Origin of the sequence: Mesorhizobium sp. M3A.F.Ca.ET.175.01.1.1 (genome assembly GCF_004791945.1) — a bacterium.
Lineage (GTDB): Bacteria > Pseudomonadota > Alphaproteobacteria > Rhizobiales > Rhizobiaceae > Mesorhizobium.
Genome location: NZ_SRTP01000331.1, coordinates 1 through 299, shown reverse-complemented (window position 1 = coordinate 299; position 299 = coordinate 1). Strand labels below are relative to the sequence as shown.

General features: G+C 69.2%; 1 protein-coding gene. It reads right to left on the bottom strand.

The genetic code is table 11. The features are described 5' to 3' along the window. Nucleotides 1-299: fumarylacetoacetate hydrolase family protein (locus EN818_RS31860; RefSeq protein WP_189524012.1), on the bottom strand; the 299-nt coding region annotated here is incomplete at both ends.

Sequence of the window (299 nt, the reverse complement as noted above, 5' to 3'; positions counted from 1 at the left end):
GCCAGATGCGGCCTTTCTCCGGATGCCCGGTTTTCGCGGCCGGAGCCAGCGGACCGCAAGGCGCGGACTGGTCGAATGCCTTGGACCAGTCCCACGGACGCGCCGCCTTCTTGGCCTGGTCCTGCAGGTCACGGCGGGTCAGGTCGACGCCGACGCCATAGCCCCAGACATGGGTGAGCGCCTCGGTGCGGGGAATGCGGAAACCGGCCGTGCCGATCGCGACGACCAGCTCGATCTCGTGGTGGAGGTTGGCGGTCAAAGGCGGGTAGGGGATCTCCACGCCGCTGTCGACGACGGCG